The 17,404-nt window shown below is 66.6% G+C and carries 14 protein-coding genes; 8 read left to right on the forward strand and 6 right to left on the reverse strand.

The window, feature by feature from the left end; genetic code table 11:
• Nucleotides 1–5: 5 nt before the first annotated feature.
• From cobJ to ACSFA5_RS02275, 5 genes are all read left to right on the forward strand, one after another.
• Entirely contained in the window at nucleotides 6–995 is a 990-nt protein-coding gene (cobJ, locus tag ACSFA5_RS02255; protein ID WP_435442377.1) for a precorrin-3B C(17)-methyltransferase, read from the forward strand.
• The gene (locus ACSFA5_RS02260; RefSeq protein WP_435442378.1) at nucleotides 992–1,342 is read left to right on the forward strand and encodes a (2Fe-2S) ferredoxin domain-containing protein; all 351 of its coding nucleotides are present in this window, start codon (nucleotides 992–994) and stop codon (nucleotides 1,340–1,342) included. The genes cobJ and ACSFA5_RS02260 overlap by 4 nt, the downstream gene beginning before the upstream one ends.
• 62 nt (nucleotides 1,343–1,404) lie before the next feature.
• Nucleotides 1,405–2,307 (forward strand): LysR family transcriptional regulator, encoded by a 903-nt coding sequence (locus ACSFA5_RS02265; RefSeq protein WP_435442379.1) that lies wholly within the window; start codon nucleotides 1,405–1,407, stop codon nucleotides 2,305–2,307.
• An 81-nt stretch (nucleotides 2,308–2,388) separates the two neighbouring features.
• Nucleotides 2,389–4,107, forward strand: coding sequence for an Hsp70 family protein (locus ACSFA5_RS02270; protein ID WP_435442380.1), 1,719 nt, complete (start codon nucleotides 2,389–2,391; stop codon nucleotides 4,105–4,107).
• Nucleotides 4,104–5,552, forward strand: a complete 1,449-nt coding sequence (locus ACSFA5_RS02275; protein ID WP_435442381.1) for a J domain-containing protein — start codon at nucleotides 4,104–4,106, stop codon at nucleotides 5,550–5,552. Before ACSFA5_RS02270 ends, ACSFA5_RS02275 begins: the two co-directional genes overlap by 4 nt.
• Before the next feature lie 48 nt (nucleotides 5,553–5,600).
• Here the strand turns inward: ACSFA5_RS02275 and ACSFA5_RS02280 are convergent, their stop codons facing one another.
• The gene (locus ACSFA5_RS02280; RefSeq protein WP_435442382.1) at nucleotides 5,601–6,677 is read right to left on the reverse strand and encodes an aldo/keto reductase; all 1,077 of its coding nucleotides are present in this window, start codon (nucleotides 6,675–6,677) and stop codon (nucleotides 5,601–5,603) included.
• A 203-nt stretch (nucleotides 6,678–6,880) separates the two neighbouring features.
• On the opposite strand from ACSFA5_RS02280, the gene ACSFA5_RS02285 reads away from it, so the two are divergent.
• Complete coding sequence (locus ACSFA5_RS02285; protein ID WP_435442383.1) at nucleotides 6,881–7,798, forward strand: AraC family transcriptional regulator; 918 nt, start codon at nucleotides 6,881–6,883, stop codon at nucleotides 7,796–7,798.
• A gap of 225 nt (nucleotides 7,799–8,023) precedes the next feature.
• On the opposite strand, the gene ACSFA5_RS02290 is transcribed toward ACSFA5_RS02285, so the two are convergent.
• Both ACSFA5_RS02290 and ACSFA5_RS02295 read right to left on the reverse strand, forming a co-directional pair.
• Nucleotides 8,024–9,259, reverse strand: coding sequence for an aminotransferase-like domain-containing protein (locus tag ACSFA5_RS02290; RefSeq protein WP_435442384.1), 1,236 nt, complete (start codon nucleotides 9,257–9,259; stop codon nucleotides 8,024–8,026).
• An 86-nt stretch (nucleotides 9,260–9,345) separates the two neighbouring features.
• Nucleotides 9,346–10,332 carry a succinylglutamate desuccinylase/aspartoacylase family protein gene (locus ACSFA5_RS02295; protein WP_435442385.1) on the reverse strand — a complete coding sequence of 329 codons (987 nt, stop codon included), beginning with the start codon at nucleotides 10,330–10,332 and terminating at the stop codon, nucleotides 9,346–9,348.
• 168 nt (nucleotides 10,333–10,500) lie between these two features.
• On the opposite strand from ACSFA5_RS02295, the gene ACSFA5_RS02300 reads away from it, so the two are divergent.
• Nucleotides 10,501–11,418, forward strand: a complete 918-nt coding sequence (locus tag ACSFA5_RS02300) for a LysR family transcriptional regulator (RefSeq protein WP_435442386.1) — start codon at nucleotides 10,501–10,503, stop codon at nucleotides 11,416–11,418.
• A 91-nt stretch (nucleotides 11,419–11,509) separates the two neighbouring features.
• Here the strand turns inward: ACSFA5_RS02300 and ACSFA5_RS02305 are convergent, their stop codons facing one another.
• Together ACSFA5_RS02305 and ACSFA5_RS02310 are read right to left on the reverse strand one after the other, a co-directional pair.
• The gene (locus tag ACSFA5_RS02305) at nucleotides 11,510–13,507 is read right to left on the reverse strand and encodes an acid phosphatase (RefSeq protein ID WP_435442387.1); all 1,998 of its coding nucleotides are present in this window, start codon (nucleotides 13,505–13,507) and stop codon (nucleotides 11,510–11,512) included.
• A 125-nt stretch (nucleotides 13,508–13,632) separates the two neighbouring features.
• Nucleotides 13,633–14,370, reverse strand: a complete 738-nt coding sequence (locus ACSFA5_RS02310; protein ID WP_435442388.1) for an alpha-hydroxy-acid oxidizing protein — start codon at nucleotides 14,368–14,370, stop codon at nucleotides 13,633–13,635.
• A 469-nt stretch (nucleotides 14,371–14,839) separates the two neighbouring features.
• On the opposite strand from ACSFA5_RS02310, the gene ACSFA5_RS02315 reads away from it, so the two are divergent.
• Nucleotides 14,840–16,705: an ABC transporter ATP-binding protein gene (locus tag ACSFA5_RS02315; RefSeq protein WP_435442389.1), complete on the forward strand. Its 1,866-nt coding sequence runs from the start codon at nucleotides 14,840–14,842 to the stop codon at nucleotides 16,703–16,705.
• Between the two features lie 42 nt (nucleotides 16,706–16,747).
• On the opposite strand, the gene ACSFA5_RS02320 is transcribed toward ACSFA5_RS02315, so the two are convergent.
• Nucleotides 16,748–17,350, reverse strand: a complete 603-nt coding sequence (locus tag ACSFA5_RS02320) for a TetR/AcrR family transcriptional regulator (RefSeq protein ID WP_435442983.1) — start codon at nucleotides 17,348–17,350, stop codon at nucleotides 16,748–16,750.
• Nucleotides 17,351–17,404 lie beyond the last annotated feature (54 nt).

Here is a 17,404-nt window from a genome sequence, read left to right on the forward strand (position 1 = left end):
ACCCCATGAGCGGCAAGATCTCGCTGGTCGGCATCGGCCCCGGCAGCCACGACCACATGACCCAGCGCGCGCTGGCCGCCATCGCCGAGGCCGACGTGGTGGTCGGCTACAGCACCTACATCAAGCTGGTGGCCGACTTGCTCGAGGGCAAGGAAGTGATCCGCAAGGGCATGACCGAAGAGCTCGACCGCGCGGTCAACGCGCTGGAGCGCGCCCGCGAGGGCAAGAAAGTCGCGCTGATCTCCAGCGGCGATGCCGGCGTGTACGGCATGGCCGGCCCGACCTACGAGGTGCTGTTCCAGGCCGGCTGGACGCCGGACTCCGACATCGCGGTGGAGGTGGTGCCCGGCGCGTCGGCCATCAACGCCTGCGCGGCGCTGGTGGGCGCGCCGCTCACGCACGACTTCTGCTCGATCTCGCTGAGCGACCTGCTCACGCCCTGGCCGGTGATTGCACGGCGGCTCGACGCGGTGGCGGCGGCCGACTTCGTGGTGGCGCTCTACAACCCCAAGAGCGGGCGGCGCACCCAGCAGATCGTGCAGGCGCAGCAGCTGTTCCTGCGGCATCGGCGGGCGGACACGCCGGTGGCCGTGGTCAAGTCGGCCTACCGCCGGCGCGAGCGCATCGAGTTCACCACGCTGGCCCACATGAGCGAGTGCGACATCGGCATGCTGACGACCGTGCTCATCGGCAACAGCCACACCTTCCTGCAGCACGGCCTGATGGTCACGCCGCGCGGCTATGCCAACAAGTACGACCTGGACGACGGCGGCAGCACGCGCAGCGGCGAGAAGCCCGGCCGCTCGCTGTCCACCGGCCTGCTGGGCTGGATGAGCAACCTGCGCGCCGACCATGCCGAGGGCGTGAGCATCGCCGCGCTCGCGGCACAGCACCGCCTGCCGGCCGACTACATCGAGGCCGTGCTTGCGGCACCCGTCGAAGAAGAGGCCGCCGTGCCCGTGCCGGTCGAGCCGGTCGAGGAGGCACAGGAATGACCGAGGTCGTCAAACCGAAGATCGGCGTCTACAAGCGCCACCTGCTGGTGTGCACCGGCCCGCGCTGCAGCCCCGACGGCGCATCGCAAGACCTGTTCGACAGCCTGGGCGACAAGTTCAAGGCGGCCGGGCTGAACGAGGGCGAACTGCGCGTCAAGCGCAGCCGCGTCGGCTGCTTCGCCGCCTGCAAGGGCGGGCCGGTGATGTGCGTGCAACCCGACGGCACCTGGTATTACAACGTCACCCCGCAGAACATGGACCGCATCATCGACCAGCACCTGTTGGGTGGCAAGGTCGTGGAAGACCTTGTGTTCCATCAGGGGCCCAGCCTGATAAGTTCGAGCTAGATCGCGCCGGGTCCGGGCATGGGGCGTCGCGAGCCGTTCACCCCCTTTTTGCGGACACTCACATGGACCGAATGACCAGCCTGCGGGTGTTTCGCGAAGTCGTCGAGGCCGGCAGCTTCGTGGCCGCGGCCGAGCGGCTGGGCATGTCGCCGCCCATGGCCAGCAAGCATGTCGCGCAACTCGAGAAGTCGCTCGGCGCGCGGCTGCTGCACCGCTCCAGCCGCCACCAGAGCCTGACCGAGGCCGGCACCGCCTGGTATGAGCAAAGCCGCCGCGCGCTCGACCTGCTCGACGCAGCCGAGGCCGCCATCGGCCAGACGCACGACACGCCGCGCGGCCAGCTCAAGGTGAGCGCGCCCGTGTGGTGTGCCACGCCGCGCTTTGCGCGCGTGCTGGCCGACTACCGCGAGAAGTACCCCGAGGTGCTGGTCGACATGCACCTGGAAAACCGCAAGGTCGACCTCGCGGCCGACGGCTACGACCTGGCCCTGCGCGCCACGCAGGAGCCCTCGCCCGCGCTGATCGCCCGGCCGCTGTGCCGCGTGCCCTTCTACCTGGCGGGCACGCCGGCCTACGTGAAGCGCATGGGCGGCCTTCCAGCCCTGCCCGCCGACCTGGCGAAGCTGGGCGCCATCGTGCCGAGCTACGTGAACCTGGAAAACCTGGCGCTGAAGGGACAGGGCGGGCGCATGTTCCCGTTGCGGCTGGCACCGGTCATGCGCTCCGACGACACCACGCTCACGCTGCATGCGGTGCACGCGGACATGGGCATCGCCTTCATGCCGCTGTGGCTGATCGAGGAGGACATTGCGCAGGGCCGGTTGCTGCGGCTGCTGCCGGGCTTCGAGTCGACACCCGTCACCTTGTTCGCCGTGTACACGAGCCGGCAGTACATGTCGCCCAAGCTGCGCACCTTCATCGACTTTCTGGGCGAACGCCTGAAGGTACCCATGAACAACGCCTGAGTGCGCCGCCCCGGGGCGCCATGCGAGTGCGGCATCATGGCGGCCTCCGGCCACCCTGAAGCACTTGCGAGGACCTCCTTGATGATCATCGGTATCGACCTGGGCACCACCCACAGCCTGGCCGCCGTCTGGAAGGACGGTCGCCCTCACCTGGTGGTGAACGCGCTGGGCGCCTGCCTCACGCCGTCGTGCGTGAGCATCGACGAGGACGGCAGCGTGCTGGTCGGGCAGGCCGCGCGCGACCGGCTGCAGACGCACCCCGCGGTGACGGCGTCGCTGTTCAAGCGCTACATGGGCAGCGACAAGAGCTTTCTGCTCGGCGCGCGCAGCTTTCGCGCCGAGGAACTGTCTTCGCTGGTGCTGCGCTCGCTCAAGGCCGATGCCGAGGCCATGCTGGGCGAGCCCGTGACCGAAGCGGTGATCACCGTGCCCGCCTACTTCTCCGACAGCCAGCGCAAGGCCACGCGCATCGCGGGCCAGCTCGCCGGGCTGCAGGTGGAGCGGCTGGTGAACGAGCCCACGGCCGCCGCACTGGCCTACGGGCTGCACCAGGACGAGGACGCGACCCAGTTCCTGGTGTTCGACCTGGGCGGCGGCACCTTCGACGTGTCGATCCTCGAGATGTTCGAGGGCGTGATGGAGGTGCGCGCCACGGCGGGCGACAACTTCCTCGGCGGCGAAGACTTCGTCAATGAGATCGTCCAGCTGTTCTTCGCCGAGACCGGCCTGCCCGAGGCCGCGCGCGCCGACGGCGGCTTCATGCAGCAACTGGTGGCACGCGCCGAGCGGGCCAAGCGGGCGCTGTCGGACAGCGAGAGCGCCACCCTCACGCTCTACTGGCAGGACCGCGAGCACACGCTGGCGCTAACGCAGGAGCGCTTTCGCGCCATCAGCGAGCCGCTGCTGGCCCGGCTGCGCGGGCCGGTCGAGCGCGCGCTGCGCGACGCCAGCATTCGCGCGGGCGATATCGACAACGTGGTGCTGGCCGGGGGCGCGACCCGCTCGCCTGTGGTGCGGCAGATGGTCACGCGTATGTTCGGGCGCTTTCCCGCGATGGACATCAACCCCGACGAGGTGGTGGCGCTCGGCGCCGCCGTGATGGCCGGCCTGAAGGCGCGCGACCTGGCGCTCAAGGAAGTGGTGATGACCGACGTGTGCCCCTACACGCTGGGCGTGGAGACCGTGCACCGCATGCCCGGCGGCGGCGAGGTCGACGGCTATTTCTCGCCCATCATCGAGCGCAACACCGTGGTGCCGGCCAGCCGCGTCAAGCGCTACGTTCCGGTGCGCGAGGGCCAGCGCATCCTTGCACTGGAGATCTTCCAGGGCGAGGCGCGGCTGGTGCGCGACAACATCAAGCTCGGCGTGCTCGAAGTGCCGCTGCCCACCGGCCCGCGCGCCGAAGCCAGCGTCGAGGTGCGCTTCACCTACGACGTGAACGGTCTGCTGGAGGTCGAGGCCACCGTCGTGGCCACGCACGAAGTGCACCGGCTGGTGATCCAGGGCAACAGCGGCGTGCTGAGCGAACTGGAGATCGCCGCGCGCCTCGGCCAGTTGGCCGAGCTCAAGATCCACCCGCGCGACAAGGCCGAGCACCGCGCGCTGGTGGCGCGGGCCGAGCGCGTGTTCCAGCAGTTGCGCAGCGATGCCCGCGAGCGGCTGGGCGACGAAATATCCCGCTTCGAACTCACGCTCGAATCGCAGGACGAGCGGCAGATTCGTCCGGCGCGCGAGCGGCTGCGCAAGGCCGTGGGCTTTTTCGAGCGCGACAGCCACTTCGATCCGGACTTCGTGTTTTGAGCGCCGTGACAGCGGCTTTCGAGCGCCTCGGCATCGCGGCGACCCGCGACGTCAAGACCATCAAGCGCGCCTATGCGGTGGCGCTGAAGGCCATCGACCAGGCCAGCGAGCGCGAGGCCTTCGAGCGGCTGCGCCAGGCCTACGAGCAGGCGCTGGCCTGGGCCGCTCGGGCGGACGATGCGGATGACGACCTGGACGGCGAGGAGGAAAAGGAAGAGGAGGAGGACGAGGAAGACGACGAGGACCAGGACGATCACGATCACGATCACGATCACGATCACGATCACGATCACGATCATCAAGGCGACTTCGACCGCCCCGGGCACCACGTGCCCGCGCCGCCGCCGGTCGATCCGCGCCGCATGGATTCGCCCTCGCCGTTGACGTCGCCCCCCGTGCAGCCGCCCGCCGCGCCCACCATCGTCGCGCCAGGCCCGGACGAAGCACACCAGGCCCTGCGCCACTGGACGGAGCAGTTGCGCGACGCGCCACCCGAGGCCGTCGCGGTCGTGTTCGAAGCGGCGCTGGCCGACCCGCGGCTGCTGCACCTCGACAGCCACGCGCAACTCGAGGCCCGCATCGCCGACCTGCTGCACGGCGATGCGGCCGGCCGGGCCGTGCTGTTCGACACCGCAGCCCTCCGCTTCCATTGGACCGATCGCAATGCCCGGCCTTTCGCCGGCGCCGATGTGGCGCACTGGATCTCGCGCGTGGTCAACCAGGGCCTGCAGTGGCATGCGCAGGCGCCGGCAGCCATCGCCCTGCAGCAGCAGGCGCTGGCCACCGCCGCGCGCGTGGCCTCGCCCGAGCCTGAGCAGACGCGCCGCTTTGCGCAGGCCCTCGCCGACATGGCGCGCGACTTTCCGGACTGGTTCGCGTTGCACCTCGGCACGCAGGGCCACGCCCACCTGCCGTCGTGGCTGGCGTTGCACGCAAAGCTCGCGCCCCGGTGGGCGCGCCAGATCGAGCGGAAGCAACGCTATTTCGGCACGCGCGGCAAGACCCTGCGCACGCTGCTGGGCGGCTTTTTCGTGCTTGTGCTGGCCACGGCCGTGCTCTCCGGCGTGATGACCCGATGGCTCGGAAACCCAGCGCCGCCAGCCTTGGCGGTGGCCGTGGGCGACATCAACGGCAAAGTCGGCGTGGGCGGGCCTCCCGCCACGCCCGAAGCCGTGCTGGCCTACGAATTCACCGGCGCCGTGACGCTCGACAGCTGCGAGAGCGCCGAGGAGTTCGTGCACGAGTCCAACTGGCTGCAGGTCGGCGACAGCGATGCGGTCGCGCTGCTCGCCACCCGCGCCATGCGCTGCCAGGACAAAGGCTTGTGGTCGCGCAAGGACGACACGCTGATGACCTGCCTGCGTGCCGAGCGTGCCGCCGCGCTGGGGGCAGGCCGGCCAGAGGATGCACAACGCTGCCTTCGGCCCGAAGCGGGAAGCCGATAGGGCACCTGCGCTGCCACAGCATGCGGTGGAGAACCGAGGCTCGCACCCTCAGTACGGCGTCTCTCCGGGCTTGATGATCATCGAAGGCCCGCCCGCAACGCCGTTGATGGTCGTTCCGGCGTTGTGGATCGACGGGAAGTAGGCCTGCATGTTCTGCGGGAACGGCGCGGTGGGCTTTGTCAGGCTCTCGAGGTGGGTCAGTTCCTCCGCGCTCAAGGTGATCTCGATCGACTTCAGGTTGTCCTCGAGCTGAGTCACGCGGCGCGCCCCGATGATGGTCGACGTGACGCCCGGGCGCATGCGCACCCAGGCCAGCGCGATGCGCGCGACAGTGCTCTCGTGCGCCTTGGCGATTTTTTCCAGCTCGTCGATGAGCGCGTACGTCTTCTCGTCGAGCGGGACCATGCCACCGCGATCCGACTTCAGCTCGCCCTGGTTCTTGCGCGTGTACTTTCCGCTGAGCGCGCCGCCCTTGAGCGGCGACCACGGCGTGATGCCCAGGCCCAGCTCCCTGGCCATCGGCACGAGTTCCGCTTCGACGCTGCGCTCCAGCAAGGAGTACTCGATCTGCAGTCCGATGAACTGCGACCAGCCGCGGAAACGCGCAATGAGGTTCGCCTCCACAACCTTCCACGCCGGCGTGTCGGAAATACCGATGTAGCGCACCTTGCCTGCGCGCACCAGGTCGTCCAAGGCCGCCATCGTTTCGTCGATCGGCGTGTGCACGTCCCAGTTGTGCAGCCAGTACAGGTCGATGTAGTCCGTCTGCAGGCGACGCAGCGAGTTTTCGCACTGGCTGACGATCGCCTTGCGACCCGAACCGCCGCCGTTGGGATCGCCGAGATAGAGATTGCTGCTGAATTTGGTCGCAAGAACAAGGCGATCCCGGCGCGAGGCGTGGCGCCCGATGTGATCGCCGATGATCGATTCCGAATGGCCCGCCGTGTAGCCGTTCGCCGTGTCGATGAAGTTGCCGCCAGCCGCAATGAAGCGGTCCATGATCTGCTGGCACTCCTCGACCGAAGAACCCCAGCCGCGGCCTTCCCCGAAGGTCATCGTGCCCAGGCACAGGGGGCTCACGCGCAGGCCCGAGCGGCCCAGGGTCACATAGTTGTCCAGGGACATGGAATTTTCTCCTTGTTGCAGTCGGTGGTGGTTTGCTGCAGAGCCAGTTCTTCAAACAACCGCGCTCTGCCATGACAGCCTTCATTGGGTCACACCTTCGGTCGAACCCGCTAGACCGAAACCGTCAAATCCATGCACAATCCCACCAATTTCATCTTGATTCGGCATGTGACACTCGCACACAGATTGCCGACACCGAAGCAATGACCACAAGTTCACTGGCTGAATTGCGAGCGCTCATCCACAAGCATGCCGGGCCGGACTCGAGGCCGCTGCGGCAGCTGCCCGGCGTCTATCTGGGCATCGAGGAAGGACCCACGCCACCCTGCCAGCTCGTCGTCGAACCCATCCTGTCTCTGGCCGCCCAAGGCGCCAAGCGGATCGAGGTCGGCAAGCAGACATTCAAATACAGCGCCGGTCAGTTCCTCGTCGTGTCTGTCGATCTGCCGGCGGATGCCAATGTCGTGGAGGCAACGCCAAAGCAGCCCTATCTCGGTTTTGCCATGACGCTGCGAGCGGAAGCCATCGCCGGCTTGCTGCTGGAGTCCGGCGGCCCGCGACCGGACAGCAACGATCGGCCGGGCATCGCCGTGTGCGACCTGTCGAGCGATCTTGTGGACGCCGTGGTTCGTCTTGTGCGCATGCTCGACCGACCCTCGGACATCCCGGTTCTGGGCCCGGCCCTCGAGCGCGAAATACTCTGGCGGCTGATCAACGGGCCGCAAGGTGCGATGGTTTGTCAGATCGGCTTGGCCGACAGCAGAATGGCGCAAGTCGGGCGGGCAATTCGCTGGTTGCGCGGCCACTTCGCCGACGCGGTACGAATCGAAGAGCTTGCGCAGATCGCCGGCATGAGCGGCACCTCGTTTCACCGGCATTTCCGCAGCGTGACTTCGATGACGCCGATTCAATACCAGAAGCAACTCCGCCTCCAGGCGGCACGCGCACGACTGCTGGCGAAGAAAGAGGACGTCGCCGAAGTCGGTCTCGCGGTCGGCTACGACAGTCCCTCCCAGTTCAGTCGCGAATACCGCCGGATGTTCGGCAAGTCGCCAGGCCAGGACGGCGCGGACTTGAGGGGCACTCAGCCGCTCGCGCGAGCCGCGACGCCCGGCGTCTAGATTTACCGACACGCGTTTTTCGTAAGCAAGGCTGTGGGTGTCGGCATGCCCGTGACGGTGGCGGTCGATGCCGGCGGCACCAGCGCGCACATCACCGGCCCGCCCCCCGACCGACAGCCACCGGTCGGTGGGCGCGGGCTTGGGTGCATTGGCTTCGTCTTTGGCCTTGCCTGGCCGGCGCCGCTACAGGCAAGAGCGATGAAATTTTCAAGGAGGCCGAATGGCTCAAGCCTGGTCGCCCTCGATGGCGCTTGTCGACCCAGCGCCCGCAGCCCTGACGGCACTGGCGAATGCGGTGATGGCGCGCTGAATGTCCGGCACGGATGCCGTCACGAAGGACAGGCGCACCGCTCGCTCATCGCCTCCATTCGCGTAGAAAGCGCTGCCCGGAACAAAAGCAACACCTCTCTCCAGCGCCAGCGGCAGCACCGTGCGCGCGGCAATGCCTGCAGGAAGCCGCGCCCAGATGAACATCCCGCCGCCCGGCATGTTCCATTGCATCGCATCGGCCGAAGATTTTCCGTCGGTGCCGAACGCCTGTTGAAGCGCGCCGAGCATGGCATCGCGTTGCGCCTTGTAGCGCTCGCGGATCGCGGCGATGTGTCGATCGAGGAATCCGTCGCGCATGACCTCGGTCACCACGTGCTGGTTGAATGTGGGCGGCTGCAGATCCGCACCCTGCTTGGCCAGAGCGAGCTTTTCAATGATCTTCTTCGGAGCCACTGCAAAGCCGAGTCGCATGCCGGGCGCGAGCACCTTGGAAAACGTTCCCAGATAGATGCAGTTCTCGGGGCTGCGTGCCGCCAGTGGAAGCGGCGGTGCTTCGTCGTACCAAAGCTCTCCGTACGGGTTGTCCTCGACCAGCGGCAGGCCCAGCGTGCGCGCGACATCCGTGAGCGCGTTGCGTTGCCCGTCGCTCATGGTTCGACCGGTGGGGTTCTGGAAGGTCGGCAGCAGATAGAGAAATCGGGCTGCGGCGCTCGAACTGCCGATGCACCTGGTCAGGTCATCGAGATCGATGCCGTCGGCGCTGCAACGAACCTCCTGAATCTGCGGCTGCGACGCGGCAAATGCCTGAACTGCCCCTGGATATGTCGGCTGCTCGACCAGCACGCGGCTACCGGGATCGACGAACGCGCGGGCAACCAGGTCCAGGCCCTGCTGGGACCCGTTGGTGATCAGCACCTGATCGGGCTCGACGGACCAAGGCAGCATGTGTGCCACGGCTTCACGCAACTCCGGCAGCCCCTCGGTCGCAGAATACTGAAGCGCTTGAGGCGCATCTCCGCGTGCCAGCACACGCTGGCAGGCTGCTGCGAATTCGGCGACCGGAAAGGTCTCCGGCGAAGGCACGCCCGCCGCGAGACTCACGATGTGAGGCGAGCGGGCGACGATCTTGTTGAGATCGCGAATGATCGACGGGCCGACGGTCTGCATGCGTGAAGCCAGGGTCCAGTTCATGGGGAGTTCCTTGTGGGGAAAGCTGCGCCACCAGGGGCGCTGCGGAAACGATTCTTCGATGGATTGCGCCGTTGTCCGGCGCGTCGCTATTCGGGTGTTGCAACGACGCAGCACGCATTGCCGGGCTCCACGCGACCCGGCTGCCTGCGCGCGTAAATCAGACCGCTGCGCCTGAACCTCAATTCGGCCGGCGCCTTGGCAGGATCTGTCAGGAAATGGATCAGGCCCGCAAGCGCACCTTCCTCGACGTGATCGCCTGTCTTGTGGCGCGGCTCGAAAACCCCGGTGTCGGTCGCGAGCACGTACGCTTTCTGATCGACGATTCGGCAGAACTTGCTGCTCTGCACTTTCGGCTGTTGTTCCCGGCAGCCGGCCAGAACGCCCCAATGCGCGAGCACGCGACGTACACCGCTGCGGCATAGGTCGAGCGCGTGCCGGTCGACCGTGCCGGCTCCCGCCATTTCCGTCGCCACGCAGACCAGGCCGGCGGCGCTGGCCGCTGCCACGCTCAGCCGGGTGTCCGGGGAAGCGCTCATCAACACATTGGTGTCGGCACCGAAAGCCAGTGCCGCACGCATGCATTGCGCGTCGCGTTCCGCGTCACCCGTGGGCTGGATCAATGTGCTCGGCACAATGTCCAGCGAAGAGCCTCCCGAGTGCAGGCTCAGAAATGCATCCGCACGAGGGATGAGTTCATCGCTGACATAGGCCGCGATCTGTTGCGAGATCGTGCCCGCGTGGTCGCCTGGAAAGACGCGGTTGAGGTTCTTTCCGTCGATGGGCGACGTGCGAAGACCGGCTGCTACCGCCGGCGCATTGATGGCGGGAATGAAGATGAGACGCCCACGGACATCGGCCGGCTCCAGCGCCCTGATGAGTTCGCCGAGCACGATGGGGCCTTCATACTCATCGCCATGATTTCCCCCTTCGAGAATGATCGTCGGGCCCTCCCCCCGGGCGATGACCGCAAGGGGCACTCGCACGGTTCCCCACGCATCGTGATGCGGCGAATGCGGCACATGAAAGAAGCCGACCTGCTTGCCCGGAAGATCGAGATCGACGTCCGAGAACACGGTGGCGCAATCTGCAGAGAGTGCTCGTACACCTCGGCGACCGGGCTTTCGTTCAGGAGGGAAACTGGTGGCGTGCATGGAGAAAAGGCAACAGGGGATCCGGCATCGTATGAATGCCTTCCCGGGGGCACAACTGCCGAATACTGATCCTTCCTATACCCTGCAGGTATGCCCATCGATCTTCGTCAACTGAAGTACTTCGAGAGCGTTGCGCGCTTCGGAAGCATTACGCGCGCCGCCCTTGAGCTGCACATCGTGCAACCGGCGCTGTCGCGCCAGATTTCCATGATCGAAGAAGAACTCGGTCAACGCTTGTTCAATCGCTTGCCCAGGGGCGTCGTACTGACGCGCGCCGGCGAAGAACTCCTCGACTACGCCAACCAGATGCTCAAGATGGCGGCTTCATTGCCCGATCGAATCGGCGGAGCGGCCAACGGATTGACCGGGAAGCTGCGGGTCGGTGTGATGCCCGGCTACAGCTGGCTGCCTTCGCTGTCGGCGTCCATCCGTTCGATGTGGGAGGCTTCGCCGAACGTCAAGACGGAATTGATCCGGTTGTTGTCGGGGCGGCAGATCGAGATGCTCAAGCGTCGCGAAATCGATGTGGGCGTCATGGCCTGGCGCTCCGCCTTCGATCCTGCGCTCACCGGAATGTCTGTCTACAAGGATCGCATGGTCGTTGCCATCCCGCGGGATCGGCCAGTGGCGCGCAAGCGCTTGTTGCGCCTGCAGGACCTGAGCGAGGAGACCTTCCTGCTGTTTCCGCGCGAGCGCGCGCCCTACCAGTACGACCGCCTGATGACCTCGTTTTCCGCCGCAGGTTTCCAGCCCAGGCAGGGCAATGTCATCATTTCCGACATCCCCACGTCGATCGATCTTGTAGACGCGGGATTGGGTTGCGGCATCGCGCCTGTCTCCAGTGCTCGCAGAAAGCTGCCGGGGGTGGTATTGCGCGAGGCCATCGGGCTGGACTTCTCTTACGACCTTGAGCTGGTCTGGCGCTCGGACGAAGAGGACCCCCTGGTCAAGGCGTTCGTTCGGAGATGGCAACTCGCCATGCCATTGACTCAGCACGCTCGAGGCTGATCAGGCACATACCGCCTGGAACCACGGCGCGCGTCGCGCAGCGGGCACGCGGGCCGGTCCCCTGACCGGTCCCGGCGCCAGCCGCGAGACATCAAGCGTCGATGCGCACCACGAGCTGCGTGCCCGTGTAGGTCGGGGTGACCTTGAAGCCCGGCACGACGATCGAAGAGAAGCGCCCGATCAACGCGCCGCTGCTGATGACCGTGAAGGTGTCGCCCACGCTCGGCGTGGCACCTGCCTTGAAGCTCAGCGTCAGAGTGCCGTCCAGCGCCGCGACGCCTGCCACGTTCAGGCGACCGCCGCCGTTGCCGGCGAGGTTCAGTTGCAGCGTCGCGCCCGCCAGTTGCGTGTAGGCGCCCGCCATGGTGACGGTCGAGGCCGCGTTGCAGACCAGCGTGCCGCCGCCGGCATACACATCGCCCTTGCCGAAAGCCGCAGCCGAATCGGCCTGCAACGTGCCCGCCATGAGCTGGGTGCCGCCCGCAAAGCTGTTGCTGCCGCCCAGGGCCAGCGTGCCGCTGCCCTTCTTGGTGAGCTTGCCGCCGCCGACGATGTTGTTGCGCCAGCTGTCCATGGCGTTGAAGCCGCCGAGGCTCGCGTCCATCGTCACGACCACGTCGCCGTTGAAGGCGCCGTAGCCGTCGGCCGCGTCGAACAGGTTGATGCGGCCCCAGCCTTCGGCATCGTCCATCACCGGGTAGCCCGAGGGCACAGCCGTGGTCTTGAGCACCACGCGGCGCTGCATCGCGTCGAGGTACGGCAGGCGCGTTTCGAGCAGCACCTCCGCGCCCTTCGGCACGACGGCGGCCTTGGTGGTGTCGGCCACCTGCTTGAAGCCGAACGTGAGGCGGCGCAGGTAGTCGGCCTTGCTGGCGTCGTGGTCCGCAAAGCGGTCGGCCGCCACCCCCTGAGAATGGGCGAAGTCGTTGAAGGCGGCGGCATCGCGCGCGCCCACGGCGGCGGTCAGCACCGATTGCGCCTGCGCGTAGGCCGCGCTCTTGCGGCTGACGTTCGCGCCGGTGGCCAGGCTGGCAGCCGCCACGGCATGGCCCTGGATGCGCCCGCCCACCACGTCCAGCGGCGAATGCATGCCCGCGACGATGCGGTTCTCGCCGAGTTCGAGCCCGCGCGCCACCATCTCCTGGAAGCGTTGCGGCACCACATAGGCAAAGGCCAGCGACTTGCGCACGGCTTCGGCCGTGTGGCCGCTCACGAAGCCGCCGTCGGTGGCGGGCGTGCTGCTCTTGGCGGGTTCGAGCGCGGGCACCACCTTCACGCTGGCGCTCCAGCGCCAGGGGCGTGCGTACTTGAAGAATCGCTTGGCGGGTTCGGTGGAACCGTTCTCACCAATGTTGTTGAGCAGATCCACCACCGTGCCGAAGCTCGGGTTGGCTGCGCCGCCCACGCCGACATCGTTGCCCCCGTCGTTGTAGAGCACAGTCGTGGCGTCGGGCGCGATGGCGGTGATGGTCGTGCTCTGCTGCGTGGCGCTGCGCCAGGCGCCGGTGAGCGGGCCCATGCCGTCGCTGATGCTGTAGCCCTTGCCGCGTCGGTCGTCGAGGTAGGCGGCCAGTTCCTGTGCGCTGGTGCGCGCGTTGGTGCGGTCGATCACGTACTGGATGTTGCTGTTCAGCACCGACGTGTTGAGCTGCTTGCCGTCGGTGGTGTCACCCGGAATGCCGCTCCAGTTGGACGCGACGACGGCCGGAAAACTACCCTGGGCAGGTGCCGGTGCGCCCGCGTCGACCAGCAGGGTGCTGGGCTGCCAGAAGTCGAGGAAGCCCGACACCACGCGCACGCCTGCGTTGGTGTCCTTGGTCGCATAGCGCGCGTCGCCACGCTGGTTGCTGGCGACGTTGTCGATGAACGGGGGCACCGCCAGCTGATCGGGCACGGGCGCGGAGTCGGTAAAACCGATGTCCTTGGGCGCACCGGCCGCGACCACGGTCGACGGGTTGGCGGCAGCAGGCTGCGTCGCGACGACGGGGAACGACACGCCCCCGCCACTGCCGCCACCGCATGCCGAAAGGCAAAGGGCCGCGAGAACGTTGATGACCAAGGGACTGCGCGATGAGACGATCGATTTCATGAATGGCTGTGAAAGGAATGAAGATGCAGTCGGACTGCACCGCCGCACTGCGGCTGATTTCACTCTATCTATTCATTAAGTCATCTCCATTAAGAAAGCCGCGCTTCCAATGGAAACCGGCGTCGTTATTGGTTTTGAATACAGCTTTGCAGGCGGTCTCGCTCCATCAGTCTCCAGCGCGCAGGCTCTCGAACGCCATCGCGACAAATTGCTCTGGCTTGACGAAGTCGCGGCACAAAAAGTTTGGCGACGACCCCGCGAAGTTCAAGCCGGGATCGACGAAGCAGACGGCCCCGATGCTGTTTGTGGAATACCACCTCTAGGGAAATACGCCAGTCCCTCGGATGCCGAATCTGAACTGAAGGAAGATCGCCGAGCGATGCAACGCCGAGCTGAGCCATCGCCACCTCGACCTCCTCGGCAAGAAGATCGATGGTGTAGCGAGCACGGTCGCGTCCCATCGCGGCCAGGCCAGTGAGAAAGGTCCGCCCGGCGAATGCAGCGTTCGCTCCCAGTGCCAGCGCCTTGGCGATGTCGGAGCCGGATCGAATGCCGCCGTCGATCAGTATCGATGCACGTCCACCGATCGCGTCGGCAATGGCCGGCAACACGTCGACGGACGCAGCGCCTGCATCCAACTGCCGGCCGCCGTGGTTGGAGACAAAAACGCCGTCGGCACCAACGTCCAGGGCGCGAAGAGCGTCGGTGGTCGACATGATCCCTTTGAGAATCAGCCTTCCCGGCCAGGCACGGCGGATGGATCGAAGATCGTCCCAGGAAAAGCAGCCCACCACGTTGTCCCGGACAAACGCCGACACTTCGTGAAGCGACGCATTCCCGGAATTCCGCAGAGACTGCGCCACCCAACTCGCGCAACGGCCCGTACACGATCCTGTCGGATGCTTCGTGAGAGAAATCCTCTTGCCGCGAAGGCACGATCACGAAGTGAAGGCAACCAATGGCACTTCGGCATGGAGGCGCACATCGCGGTCTGCAGGTGCGATTCATCACCATGCACACCATCGGCCCTCAGCGCACGCCAATTTGTGACCTGTTCAGACCTTCCCGGACTGCGCTCTGGCAGTGCCGCCCCGCGCGCCGCAAGCCGGCGGATCGCGGCGGTGATTCGGCTTCGGTGTTCTCGGGCAAGGCCTGACGAAAGCACCCGGGTCCGCCGATGGCGCAGTGATGCGGCCGGTAGTGATCGGTTGTCGAGATTTTCAATATTTCCGCAAAATTTTTGTCCAGACAACTCCATAGGGAGATTTTTCAAGAACATTTGTCAATCAACGACCGCGGCTAAAGTCCTGAGCTCTCTGGGAGACCGTCTACTTGTTCCGCTTCTTCGAAAAACTGCTTCACCCCTACCCTGCCGCCGAACCCACGCTCCCGCCGCAGGGCTTCTTCGCCTTTCTCTGGGCCTGCACGCACGGCGTGCGCGGCAAGATCGCGGCCATGGCGGTGCTCACCGCCGTCATGTCGATCTTCGAGGCGGCGCTGTTCGCCATCCTCGGGCGCATCGTCGACTGGCTCGGCGGCCAGGTGCCCTCGCGGCTGTGGGCCGAGCGCGGCGACACGCTGCTGTGGCTGGCCGGCTTTCTGGTGCTCAGCATCGGCGTGGTGGCGCTGCAGACCATCGTCAAGCACCAGACGCTGGCGGTGAACCTGCCGATGCGCCTGCGCTGGAACTTTCACCGGCTGATGCTGGGCCAGAGCATGGCCTTCTACCAGGACGAGTTCGCCGGGCGCATCACCGCCAAGGTGATGCAGACCGCGCTTGCGGTGCGCGAAACCGTGTTCGTGCTGGCCGACGTGCTGGTGGCCATGGGCGTGTACGTGGCCACCATGATCATCCTGGTGGGCGTGCTCGACGCGCAACTGGTGTGGCCGTTCGTGATCTGGCTGGCGCTGTACATCGCCGCGCTGGTGTACTTCGTGCCGCGCCTGGGCAAGGTCGGCAAGGCGCAGGCCGATGCGCGCTCGCTGATGACCGGGCGCGTGACCGACGCCTACACCAACATCGCCACCGTCAAGCTGTTCTCGCACACGCAGCGCGAGGCCGGTTTCGCGCGCGACGCCATGCGCGAGTTCATGCACACCGGCTACGGCCAGATGCGCCTGGTGAGCGCCTTCGAAATCGTCAACCACGCGCTGAGCATGGGCCTCACGGCCGGCATGGCGGGCATGGCGCTGTGGCTGTGGTCGACCGGCGCGGTCGGCGTGGGCACGGTGGCCGCGGCCACCGCGATGGCGCTGCGGCTGCAGGGCATGTCGCACTGGATCATGTGGGAAATGACCAGCCTGTTCGAGAACATCGGCACGGTGCAGGACGGCATGAAGACGCTGTCGCGCCCGCGCACCGTGCTCGACGCGCCCGGCGCCACGGTGCTCGCGGTGCCGCGCGGCGAGGTGCGTTTCGAGCATGCGAGCTTCAGCTACGGCCTGAGCAACGACGACGGCGGCCGCCGCGTCATCGACGACCTGAACCTCACGGTGAAGCCCGGCGAGAAGATCGGCCTGGTCGGCCGCTCGGGCGCGGGCAAGTCGACGCTGGTGAACCTGCTGCTGCGCTTTCACGACCTGGAGAGCGGGCGCATTCTGATCGACGGGCAGGACATCGCGCATGTCACGCAGGACTCGCTGCGCAGCCACATCGGCATGGTCACGCAGGACACCTCGCTGATGCACCGCTCGGTGTCCGACAACGTGGCCTACGGCCGGCCCGACGCCACGCAGGCGCAGATCGAGGCGGCCGCCCGGCGCGCCGAGGCGCACGACTTCATCCAGACGCTGGGCGACGCGAGCGGGCGGCACGGCTACGAGGCGCATGTGGGCGAACGCGGCGTGAAGCTGTCAGGCGGCCAGCGCCAGCGCGTGGCCATCGCGCGCGTGATGCTGAAAGACGCGCCGATTCTGCTGCTCGACGAGGCCACCAGCGCGCTCGACTCCGAGGTCGAGGCAGCGATCCAGCAAAGCCTGTACACGCTGATGGAAGGCAAGACCGTGATCGCCATTGCGCACCGGCTGTCGACCATCGCGGCGATGGACCGGCTCATCGTGCTCGACGAAGGCCGCGTGGTGGAAGAAGGCGATCACCGCACGCTGATGGCCCAGGGCGGGCTGTATGCGCGGCTGTGGGCGCACCAGAGCGGCGGTTTCTTGGGGGAAGACTCCGGGGAACAGGCGCTGCGCGCCTGAGCGCCGCGCAGCCGGGTCCGCTGTGGGCCTGCCTCGTCCGGCTCAGGCCGGGACCGAAGGCACGGAAGACTCGGCGGGCGGCCCGAAGAGTCCGACCACGCGATAACTCTCCATCATCGCGTCGAAGAGCGAGATGTCGGAGCGGCTCCTGGCGATGAGTTGCGCGCCGGCAATGGCCGCGAAGATGGCACGCGCGCGCGGCTCGCTCTCGTCGGAAGTCGTGACGCCCGCAGCGCACAGCACCTTGCCGAGCCATGCCAGGTTGATGTCGGTGAAGGTCTGGACTTCCTTCTTTACCGCCTCGGGCAGATCCTCGTGTTCAGCCGCCATGAAGCTGCACAGGCACAGCCGGTTTTCGTTTTCCAGCGAGATGCGAAACACGCTGGGATATTCGCGCAGGCAGGCCAGCGGATCCGGCGTGCTCGCGGACAGGGCCTCGAGCGTGGCCGCCGTGTCTTCCCAATACCGCTTCGCCACCGCGGCGCCCAGATCGGCCTTGCCCGGAAAGTAGTAGTGAATGCTCGAACTCTTGATGCCGACGTCCTGCGCGAGATCACGAAAGTTCAGGCCGCTGTAGCCGCGCACCTGCGCGGTTCGCCTGGCGGCCGCCAGGATCGCTTCCCGAGAGTTCAAGCTCACGTCAATGCCTTGCTGTCTTGCGTTCTGTCCGGAGCGACAGATGCGTTGGGTGCGATTTTA

This window comes from Variovorax monticola, assembly GCF_051216855.1.
Taxonomy (GTDB): domain Bacteria; phylum Pseudomonadota; class Gammaproteobacteria; order Burkholderiales; family Burkholderiaceae_C; genus Variovorax.